This is a genomic window from Paractinoplanes atraurantiacus, from assembly GCF_900215205.1.
In the GTDB taxonomy this organism is placed as follows: Bacteria; Actinomycetota; Actinomycetes; order Mycobacteriales; family Micromonosporaceae; genus Actinoplanes; species Actinoplanes atraurantiacus.
Window position 1 is genome coordinate 40,099 of the sequence record NZ_OBDY01000032.1, and the last position, 10,768, is coordinate 50,866.

The 10,768-nt window shown below is 70.6% G+C and carries 6 protein-coding genes; 2 read left to right on the plus strand and 4 right to left on the minus strand.

The annotated features are described in order from the left end of the window. Nucleotides 1-7 precede the first annotated feature (7 nt). Together CRP55_RS43125 and CRP55_RS43130 are read right to left on the minus strand one after the other, a co-directional pair. Nucleotides 8-2,989 carry an FG-GAP repeat domain-containing protein gene (locus CRP55_RS43125; protein WP_097327818.1) on the minus strand — a complete coding sequence of 994 codons (2,982 nt, stop codon included), beginning with the start codon at nucleotides 2,987-2,989 and terminating at the stop codon, nucleotides 8-10. Nucleotides 2,990-3,063: 74 nt separating this feature from the next. Next, entirely contained in the window at nucleotides 3,064-5,145 is a 2,082-nt protein-coding gene (locus CRP55_RS43130; protein WP_097327885.1) for a S9 family peptidase, read from the minus strand. A gap of 128 nt (nucleotides 5,146-5,273) precedes the next feature. Between CRP55_RS43130 and CRP55_RS43135 the strand changes: the two genes are divergently transcribed. Next, nucleotides 5,274-6,407 carry an FAD-binding oxidoreductase gene (locus CRP55_RS43135; protein ID WP_179855593.1) on the plus strand — a complete coding sequence of 378 codons (1,134 nt, stop codon included), beginning with the start codon at nucleotides 5,274-5,276 and terminating at the stop codon, nucleotides 6,405-6,407. Nucleotides 6,408-6,419: 12 nt separating this feature from the next. On the opposite strand, the gene CRP55_RS43140 is transcribed toward CRP55_RS43135, so the two are convergent. Then, entirely contained in the window at nucleotides 6,420-7,031 is a 612-nt protein-coding gene (locus tag CRP55_RS43140) for a dihydrofolate reductase family protein (protein WP_179855594.1), read from the minus strand. 64 nt (nucleotides 7,032-7,095) lie between these two features. Then, nucleotides 7,096-9,138, minus strand: coding sequence for a SpoIIE family protein phosphatase (locus tag CRP55_RS43145; RefSeq protein ID WP_097327820.1), 2,043 nt, complete (start codon nucleotides 9,136-9,138; stop codon nucleotides 7,096-7,098). Nucleotides 9,139-9,251: 113 nt separating this feature from the next. On the opposite strand from CRP55_RS43145, the gene CRP55_RS43150 reads away from it, so the two are divergent. Continuing rightward, a partial coding sequence (locus CRP55_RS43150) for a HAMP domain-containing protein (protein ID WP_143235343.1) occupies nucleotides 9,252-10,768 on the plus strand: 1,517 nt, incomplete at its 3' end.

Sequence of the window (10,768 nt, forward strand, 5' to 3'; positions counted from 1 at the left end):
TCCTGGGTTAGTAGAGAGCCGCGTACTTCTGGTAGCCGGTCCCGACGAGTTGGAGCGGGCCGAAGCCGCCCTTGCCGTTGCCGAGCTTGCGCCAGAGGACGCCCGCGCTGTTGCGCATGAGCAGGTCGTTCTTGCCGTCTTCGTTGAGGTCGCCGGCCCCGATGATCGTGTTGAAGCCGAGGTAGCCGCTGCCGATCAGATGCAGGCCGGGGGTGAAGCCGCCTTTACCGTTGCCGTACCAGGCGTACATCGTGGTGCCGTAGAGCAGGATCAGGTCGGCCTTGCCGTCGCCGGTGATGTCGCCGGGGCCGACGAAGCGGGAGACACCCTTGTAGGCGCCGCCGTAGGCCGCGGACGAGCTGAAGCCGCCCTTGCCGTTGCCGGTGAAGCGGAACAGGCGGCCGGTGGAGGTCTCGCGGGCGAGCAGATCGGAGACCCCGTCGCCGGTCAGGTCGCCGGTGTGGACCAGGGCGTTGAACCTGTTCCAGTTGCCGGCAATCAGGACCGTCCGGTTGCCGTAGAAGTTCGGCGTCGGATCGGAGAGGTACGCGCGCAGGGTGCCGTCGGCCCGGCGTACGAGCAAATCGTTCTTGAGATCCTTGGCGATGTCGCCGTAGGGCACAACGGCGGTGAGTGCGCCGAGAGCCTCGGGACCGGACACGGCGAGCGCGGCGGTGCCGGGCTGAGCGGTCAGCCACGCGGCGGATCCGGTGGTGGTTTTGCCGACGCCGAGGAGAGTCGGCAGGCCGTCGCAGGTGTAGCCATGCAGGGGCGGGGTGCCGCCGCAGTGCACGGTCACCGAGCCCGAGGCGACGGCGGTGGCGATACCGCCCGTGACGGCCGACAGTGTCCATCGGTAGAGCCCGTTGGCCGGCCGCTTGCCGGCGAACGTGCCGTTCCACGCGACGGAGACCGCGTCGCGTGCGGCCGGACCGGTCAGGCGGATGACCTGGCCGGTGCGGGCCTGAGTGATGGCCAGGGTGGCGCCGCTGACCGGGCGGGTCAGCGTCGCGTATACCGAGAAGCTTCCGGGATACGACATGGACAAGTCGCTCGGGCTGACGGAGGCGGCGGCCGGCGCCGACCGGGTGACGCCGGGGTCGACGATGTGAGCCGCGTCGTCGCCGTCCACCCAGGCGATGTTTCCGCTGTATTTGTCGACGGCCCAGGTGATGTTGCGGTCGTCGGCCAGGTCGCCGCGCGGGAAGGTGGCGAGGGTGGCCGTGGCGCCGTCGGTGAGGTCGTAGCGGATCAGCGTGCCGTCGGCGTCGTGCCGGACCGCGTAGTTGTCGCCGAGCAGATACTGCCCGGCCGGCAGGGCCCGGGTGGTCTTGCGAGCCAGGTCGTAGACGCCCGTCGCGCCGGCCGGGCCACACGACCAGAGTACGTGCTTCCCGGTCGCCTGGACGTCGGTGGCGGTGCACGGCGATCCGGTGGTGACGGCCGCGCCGAGCGCTCCGCTCTTCAGGTTCTTGGGCTGGAGCCGGCCGGCGCTCGCCGTCCACAGGGTGTCGAACCACAGGCCCGCGCCGGTCACCGGCCCGGTCGAGGCGATCTTGTCGTCGGGCCCGACGATGTACTGGCGGGCCGGGCCGGTGCCGTTGACGATCCGGTAGTTGCGGGAGGCGTCGACCACTGTGCCACCGGTCGAGGGCAGAGGAATGGCGGCGCCGCTGAGCCCGGTCGTTCCGGTTCGCAACGACACGGCGCCGGTCAGGTATGAGATGCCGCCCAGAGCGCCGTCGACCGCGTGGACGCAGGTCGCGCCGGCCTCGCAGGGGACCACGTCGGACAGCTTCCCGCCGAGAAGTCCGCCGGTGCCGGTGCCGGGCGTCAACTGGTGGCCGTTGAGGTAGTACTCGGGCGCCTCGCCGGTGTGCTCCAGCGCCGAGACGCGCCGCAGCCAGCCTCGGGCGAAGGTGATGCCGGCACTGACCATCTCCGTCAGCGGCAGGACGACCGACTGCCCGGTGGCGGTGGCTTTGCGCACCGCCGAGTTCGTGCCGTCGGTGCCGCCGACGAAGAACACGCCGTCGGGCGCCTGGACCAGGACGGTCGAGCGGGCCGTCGAGACCTTCTCCGGCGCCGCCCCGTCGGGGGTGTAACGCTGGAGGTTCCACGGGACGACGTTGGTGGGCGGCGCGACGATGAGGTCGTTGCCGGCGAGGCCGAAATTCGATCCCGGCACCGTGAACGTGAGGGCGGAGGTGTCGCTGCCGTCCCCGATGCCCGCCCGTGAGTAGGTGCGGACGGCCGGCTGGAGGTAGAAGCCGACGCGGTCCTCGCTGAGCACGACCTTGGTGGCCACGCCGAAGCCGGGTATCAGCGCGACCCGACCGGTCGCGGCGTCCAGAAGGCCGTACTGATATCCCGTGGGGGAGTGCAGCATGAGCACGGCCGTCTCGTCGTCGCCCGCGACGATCCGGATGAGGTCGGCGCCGGCGGGGATCCCGGTCACGGGCGTGGTCGTGTACGAGCCGTCCGCCTCCGACCGCCGCAGCTCCGGCTGATAGGTGGAGCTGATCAGGAGCAGCGAGTCGCCGATCTGGCGCATGTTGGCCGCCCAGTTGAACGGCATGTCGATCTCGTGCCAGGTCATGGACGCGAGATCCAGCGTCCAGCGCGTGGTCGCTGAGAGCGGGTGTCCGGCGGTCGACACGCGAAGCTCGACCGTGTCGCCGAAGACGCCGAGGGCGCCCCCGTAAGGAACACCGTTCAGCGCGTCGACCACGACCGATCTCCGGTCGGCGTACGTGGTCCACAGCCACGGTGACGTGCTCGTGCGCCGATGCAGGAAGCCGGTCTCGCCGGCGAAGACCGGCGTGTCCGTTCGAGAGGTGTCGTAGTAGGGGTATTCCTCGGCCGGAATCACCGTTACTTCGGAGGGAGCGGCCGCAGCTATCGCGGGGGCGGGGACCGCAGTCCCCGCCGTCGCCGCGAGTGCGCCGCCCACCATCGTCGCCAGGAGGCGACGGTAGACGTTCTTCACTTGTGCCCCGATTTTGAGAAAACTCTCAGCAGCGAGACCTTAGGCGTGAAGATTCCCTATGCGCAAGATCCTATTTAGGGAGTGGTGACGCCCAGCACGTCGAGGGTCCAGGCGTTGACGAACGCCTCTTCCTTCCACGCGTCGTACCGGCCGCTCGGGCCGCCGTGGCCGGCGCCCATCTCGGTCTTGAGCAGGTAGTCGCCGTCGGGGGCGGTGGCGCGCAGGCGGGCGATCCACTTGGCCGGCTCGTGATAGAGCACGCGGGTGTCGTTCAGGCTGGTCATCGCCAGGATCTTGGGATAGGCCAGCTTCGCGACGTTTTCGTACGGGCTGTAGGACTTCATGTACGAATACACATCGGCCGACTCGATCGGGTTGCCCCACTCCTCCCACTCGGTGACCGTCAGCGGCAGCGACGGGTCGAGGATGCTGGTGAGCGGGTCGACGAACGGCACCTGGGCCACGATGCCGGCGAAGTCGTCCGGAGCCAGGTTGGCCACCGCGCCGACGAGCAGGCCGCCGGCCGAGCCGCCGCGGGCCACCAGCCGGTCGGCCGAGGTCCAGCGGCCGCGGACCAGCTGGCGGGCGCAGGCGATGAAGTCGGTGAACGTGTTCTTCTTGGCCAGCAGCTTGCCCTCCTCGTACCACCGCCGGCCCATCTCGCCGCCGCCGCGGATGTGCGCGATGGCGAAGACGACGCCGCGGTCGAGCAGCGACAGGCGGGCGATCGAGAAGTACGGGTCGATGCTCGTCTCGTACGAGCCGTAGCCGTAGAGAACGGCCGCGCCGTCGCGCTTCACACCCTTGCGGGCCACGATCGAGATCGGCACCCGGGTGCCGTCGTCGGCGATCGCCCACTCGCGGAACTGCTCGTAGTCGCCGGGGTTGTAGCCGCCCAGCACCGGCCGCTGCTTGCGGAGCGTCATCGTGCGGGTGATCAGGTCGACGTCATACACCGCGTCGGGGGTGACCATCGAGGTGTAGCTGATCCGGACCGAGGACGTGTCGTACTCCGGGTTGCCGGCCAGGCCCACGCTGTAGAGCGGCTCGGGGAACTCCATCTCGTACGAGTCGGTGCTGCCGTCGACCATCACGCGCAGCCCGGTCAGGCCGTCGCGGCGCTGCGAGACGACGATGTGCCGCGTGAACGCGTCGACCGACTCGAGGCGCGTGCCCGGCTCGTGCGGGATGAGCTCGACCCAGTCGCCCGGCGCGTCGGCCGACGTGTACGACAGGGCGAAGTCCTCGGCGTCCTTGTTGTGCAGGATCAGCAGGCGGTGGCCGTGGTGCTCGATCGAGTACTCGACGCCCTGCTCGCGCGGGGCGACCAGGATCGGATCGGCCGTGGGGGTCTCGGCCGGGATGATCCGCACCTCGGACGTGATCTTGCTGCCGGCCTCGACGATGATGAACTTCTCGCTGCGGGTGAGGTCGACGCCGACCCAGAACCGCTCGTCGGGCTCCTCGAAGATGACCACGTCGTCGGCCGCGGCCCGGCCGACCGTGTGGCGCCAGACGCGGTACGGGCGCCAGGCCTCGTCGACCGTGATGTAGAACAGCACGCTGCCGTCGGCCGACCACGCCGTGCCGTACGACGTGTCGGGCACCTCGTCCGGGAAGACCTCGCCCGTACGCAAATCCTTGATCTTGAGGGTGAAGCGCTCGTCGCCCTCGAAGTCGGTCGAATAGGCCAGGCGGGTGCCGTCCGGGCTGACGTCGAACGTGCCGAGCGCGAAGAAGTCCTTGCCCTCGGCCAGCGCGTTGCCGTCGAGCAGCACCTCCTCGCCGGGCACCGGGCCCTCGGCGGACGGCGGGTCGGTCTCGCCGGGACGCACGGCCACGCGGCAGTGGATGCCGTACTGCTGGCCCTCGACGGTGCGCGTGTAGTACCAGAAACCGCCCTTGCGGCTCGGCACCGTCAGGTCGGTCTCCTTGGTCCGCGACTTGATCTCGGAGAAGAGGGTGTCGCGCAGGCCGGCCAGATGCGCGGTCGCGCCGTCGGTCCACGCGTTCTCGGCCTCGAGATAGGCGACCGTCTCCGGGTTTTCCTTGTCGGCGAGCCACGCGTACTCGTCGGTGACGGTGTCGCCGTGGAAGGTGCGCTCGTGCGCCACCTGGCGTACCGAGGGTGGGCTGTCCGGAGTCTGCGTAGTCACGCGCACAACGTTACCGGGCGGTCCGATTTCCTAGCCTTCTTTACTTCTTGCATCCGGACGGCGGCCGTTCGAACACGTGTACGATATGCCAGAGTGGACGATCTTAAGGTGTTGGGGGACTGGCGGAAATGAGAGAGCACGTGCTGAGCGCGCTTGTGGACATCTGCGGGCCTGACTACGCGCGTGTCGCTCGCTCGGTGGACACGGTCGCCGGCCGTCGCGCCGGATTCGTCGCCCTGCCCGCCACGCCACAGGCGGTCGCCGACACGGTCCGTCTCGCCGCCGGCCTTCCACTGCGGTTCCTCGTCCGCGGTTCCGGTTCGAAGATTGACTGGGGTACGCCTCCGGGCGCCGACGTCGATCTGATCATCGACACCGGCCGGCTCAACGGCATGTGGGACCACGACGTCGCCGGCGCCACGGCCGAGGTCGCCACCGGCACGCCCGTCCACGCTCTGCAGGCCGCCCTGGCGTTGCAGGGCCAGCGGCTCCCGGTCGATCCCCCGTCACGCACGGCCACGCTCGGCGGCATGCTTTCGCTGAACGAGTCAGGCCCGTTGCGCCACCGCTTCGGCACCCCGGCCGAGCATGTCGACCGCGTCACCTATGTCGACGTCTCGGGCGCCCTCGGCGAGTCCGACGGTGAGGACGGCCGTCCCGGCATCGCCGAGATCAAGGGTGTGATCACCTCGGCCGTGGTCCGCTTGCAGCCGCTGCCACCGGCCCGGCGCTGGGTCGGCGTAGCGGTGGCCACCCCGCCGCAGATCCGCAAGCTCGAGTCGGCCGCGGCCGAGCTCCAGCCGAGCGCCATCGAGATCGACCTGCCGGCCGGCGGCCCGGCGGGCACGCTCGCGGTGCTCTTCGAGGGCGCCGAGGCCGAGGCGGTCGAGCGGGCGGAGCAGCTGGCGGCGCTGTGGGGCGCGGGCGCGGTGGTCACGCCGATCGCCCCGCCGTGGTGGGGCGCCTATCCGTTCGGCCGCGACGACGTGGCGCTGCGTCTCGCGGTCTCACCCGACGACCTGCCCGCGGTGATCTATTCGCTGGGCGACGCGGCCGGCGCGCCCGTCCCGGTGCGCGGCTCGGCCGGCCTGGGCCGCGTCCACGCGGTGCTGCCCGGCTCGCTGCCTCCCGACCGCCTGCGCGGCATAGTCGACAGCGTCCGCCACGTCCTGCTGGCCCGCAACGGCCGCGCGGTGGTCGTCGCCGCTCCGCCCTCGTTGGCCGCCGAGGTGGAGATGGCCGACCGCCACGACTTCTACTAGCGGAGACTGCTTCTAGCGCAGGACGGCCTGGCGGCGCTCGGAGGCGGCGGGGTGGCGGCCGGGGACGGGCTCGGTGCCGACGGCGTAGGTGAGGTAGGCGAAGCGGCCGATCTGGGCGGTGCCGGTCAGGGCCAGATGCCGCGCGGTCAGGTGGCGGGGCAGCAGCGGGACGCCCTTGCCGAGTACGACCGGGGCGATGCCCAGGATGATCTCGTCGAGCAGGCCCTGGTCGACGAACTGGCCGACCAGGTCGCCGCCGCCGACCAGCCAGACGTTCTTGCCCTTGGCGGCGACCAGCATGGCCTCATGTACGCGCTGGACGTCGCCGCTGACCATGAAGATGTTGGCGTCCGGGACGAGCGGCAGCTCCCGGTTTCCGAAAACCCAGCAGGGCATGTCGCCGTACAGGTCGTGCCAGTTCTGCGGCTCGGACAGCACGTTGTCGTTCTCGAGCACCCACTCGTAGGTGTTCGCACCCATGGCGAACGCCCCGACACCCGCGAAGAAGCCGCCGAACGGGTTCTCGGTGCCCCCGTCCACGTCGGCGAGCCAGTCGAGCGAATTGCCTTCGTCGGCGATGTAACCGTCGATGCTCGTGGCCGTGTAGTACTGAGTTTTCGCCATGACAAACACCATGCCACGAGCAACCGGGCGAAAGGGGCGAATCGGCAGAGGTGGGGTAGCCGCCTCAGGCGTCGTTCCTGAGCACCAGGATCGCGATGTCGTCGCGGGGCTCCTCGACCGAGAAGTTGATCGTGGTGGAGCGCAGGCGGGCCGCCATCACCTCGGCCGGATAGCCGGCCAGCGGGCCGGCCGCGTCGCGCAGGCGGGCCGTGCCGAACAGCTCGCGGCCGCGCCGGCGCTCGGTCACCCCGTCGGTGTAGAAGATCAGTGAGTCGCCGGGCTGCAGGCGCACCTCGGCATCGGGCGACGAGATCGTCTCGAGCAGGCCCAGCGCCGTGCCGCCCTCGCCCACGAACGACGTCTTGCCGTCGGCGTGCACCAGCACCGCCCGGTCGTGCCCGGCCAGATGCAGGCAGACCGCGAGCACCCCGTCCTTCGCCCGGGCCACCGACGCCATCGCCAGCGTGCAGTAGCGGCCACCGCCGCGCTGGACCAGCGTCTTGTTCACCCGGCACAGGATCTCGGTCATCGGCTTGCCGTCGTCGACCAGGATGCGGATCACGTCGCGGACCAGGCCGGTCACCGTCGCCGCCTGCACGCCCTTGCCGGACACGTCGCCGACCACCACGACCCAGCTGTCGGGGCCCGACGGCACCACGTCGTAGAAGTCGCCGCCCACCTCGGAGCCGGTCGGCACGTACTCGGCCGCGAAGCCGACCCCGTCGACCCGGGGCAGGGTCGGCGGCAGCAGCGAGGCCTGCAGCGTACGGGCGACCTTGTGCCTCTCGTCGTGGATGCGGGCGTTGTCGATGGCCAGAGCGGCCCGGCGGGCCACGTCCTCGAGGATCGCCACCTCGTCGGTGTCGTGCCGGATGCGGTGATGGCGGCCCACCGCGAGCGTGCCCAGCCGGGTGCCCCGGGCGACCAGCGGCACCGCGAAGCCCTCGGCCGGCGGCGGCAGCATCACCTGGGTGCCGAGGCGGGACGCCTCCTCGAGCCGGGCCAGGACCGAGTCGGGGCCGGTCTGCGCCAGCGTCTCGTGCAGCTCGGGCAGCGCGCTCTCGTCGGTGTGGGTCGCCGCCGCGAGCTGGAGGTGGCCCCAGGCGTCGGTGGTGTGCACCGCGCACCACTGGCCCAGCCGCGGCACCACCAGCTGCGGGATCAGCGCCATGGTCAGGTTGACGTCGAGCGACTGGGCGAGCAGCTCGCTGGCCTCGGCCAGGAACGTGAGCCAGGTCTGCCGGCGCAGGTCGGTGCGGCGCAGCCGGTCGTTCTCCAGATGCAGCGAGAACCGCTCGGCCACCATCGTGGCCAGCGGCTGGGCGTAGCCGACGGGGGAGGCGTCGAGCTCGAGCTCGCCACCGTACGGCCGGTTGACCACGAGCGGCACCTTGATCGTCTCGGCGTCGTCGCGCGGGGCGCGGCCGTAGCGGGCCAGCAGCTGCCGCCCGCCGCCGTCGCCGCGGTCGAGCCGGATGACGCCGCCGGCCGCCCCGGTCAGGCGGGCCAGCTCCGCGAGCAGGCCGGCCGCGAACTCGGCCAGCCCGTCCTCGCTCGGCCGCTCGGGGCTGACCTGGAGCAACGAGGTGAGCGCGCCCGCGCTCGGCGTGCCGCCCTCGATCTCCTTCGGTATCGCCGGCACCACGGCCGTGGCCGTCTCGGCGGCCGTCCCGCCCTCGAGGCGGAACCAGACGCCCTTGCCGGTGCCCTCGTGCACGGTGCCCCAGCGGCTGGCGAAGTGGTCGACCAGCAGCAGGCCACGCCCGCGCTCGGCGACCTCGCCGATGTCGACGCTCTCGTTGCGGGGGCCGACCGCGAGCTGCTCGACCGGGCCGGGCGCGAAGTCGGTGACGGTGACCGTCAGGCCGCTCGCGTCGGCGCGGACCTCGATGTCGAGCTCGGTGTTGGCGTGCACGACCGCGTTCGTGGACAGCTCGGTGGTCAGCAGCAGAGCCTCGTTGAGCAGGGAATCGAGCCCGGCTTCCTCGAGGACCGAGCGCACCAGGGCGCGCGCGGCCGCCGGCGTACGCCGGTCGTTGGGCAGGCGAACGCGCCGGACCAGCCCGCCTGCCGGACTGTCCGAGATCGCCCCGGCCTCCGCTGACACGCATGCATCCTCTCCTGAGGATGGGCCTGTGCACAAAGTCGTCTCTCGCATTGACCCGGTCGGGCGAGAGAGGATAGGGCGGCCCACATAGTTGGACAGCGAGTGAGGACAGCATGACCGCCGCCAAGGAAGCCACCGTCGGAGCGCCCGACGACACCGCCGTGCTCGGTGAGCTCGCCGACGCGCTCCGGCGGGTTCGACGTGGCGATCTCAAGGTTCGGCTGCCCCGCCGGAGCGGGATGGCCGGCGAGGTCGCCGACGCGTTCAACGAGGTCGTGTCGCTGCAGGAGCGGCAGAACCTCGATCTGCGGCGGATCAGTCGCATCGTCGGACGGGACGGCCGGCTCACCGAGCGTCTCGACGACGAGGGCCTCGACGGGGCCTGGGCCGACAGCGTCCGATCGGTGAACGCCCTGATCGACGACCTTGGCCGGCCGACGACGGAGATCTCCCGGGTCATCGTCGCCGTCGCCGAGGGTGACCTCTCCCAGCACATGGCTCTCGAGATGGACGGGCGACCCCTTCGGGGTGAATTCCTCCGGATCGGCCGCACGGTCAACACGATGGTGGACCAGCTGTCGTCGTTCGCCGACGAGGTGACCCGTGTGGCCCGCGAGGTGGGCACCGAGGGCGAGCTCGGTGGTCAGGCCGACGTCCGCGGCGTCGCCGGCACGTGGAAGGACCTGACCGACTCCGTCAACACGATGGCGTCCAACCTGACCCACCAGGTGCGATCCATTTCACAGGTCGCGACGGCCATGGCCCGCGGTGACCTGTCGCAGAAGATCACGGTTTCCGCCCGCGGTGAGGTGGCCGAGCTGGCCGACACCATGAACGGCGTGACCGACACGCTGCGGCTGTTCGCCGAGCAGGTGACCCGTGTGGCCCGCGAGGTGGGCACCGAGGGCAAGCTCGGTGGCCAGGCCGAGGTGCCGAACGTGGCCGGCACGTGGAAGGACCTGACCGACTCCGTCAACTCGATGGCGTCGAACCTGACGAGCCAGGTCCGCAACATCGCCCAGGTCTCCACCGCGGTGGCCAAGGGCGACCTGTCGCAGAAGATCACGGTGGCCGCGCAGGGCGAGATCCTCGAGCTCAAGGACACCGTGAACACGATGGTGGACCAGCTGTCGTCGTTCGCCGACGAGGTCACCCGTGTGGCCCGCGAGGTCGGCACGGAGGGCAAGCTGGGCGGTCAGGCCCAGGTCAGAGGCGTTTCCGGTACGTGGCGTGAGCTCACCGAGAACGTCAACCAGCTGGCCGCCAACCTCACCGACCAGGTGCGCAACATCGCCCAGGTGTCCACGGCGGTGGCCAAGGGCGACCTCTCGCAGAAGATCACGGTCGACGCCCGGGGTGAGATCCTGGCCCTGAAGAACACGATGAACACGATGGTCGACCAGCTCTCCTCGTTCGCCGACGAGGTGACGCGCGTGGCCCGTGAGGTGGGCTCGGAGGGCAAGCTGGGCGGTCAGGCCCAGGTGAAGGGCGTCTCCGGCACCTGGCGCGACCTGACCGACAACGTGAACTACATGGCGACCAACCTGACCAGCCAGGTCCGCAACATCGCCTCGGTGACCACGGCGGTGGCCAAGGGCGACCTGTCGCAGAAGATCACGGTCGACGCCCG

Excerpts from the sequence above, each read along its gene's own strand:
- CRP55_RS43135 (WP_179855593.1), top strand. The coding sequence starts at position 5,274 with ATGAGAGAGCACGTGCTGAGCGCGCTTGTGGACATCTGCGGGCCTGAC.
- CRP55_RS43140 (WP_179855594.1), bottom strand. The coding sequence starts at position 7,031 with ATGGCGAAAACTCAGTACTACACGGCCACGAGCATCGACGGTTACATC.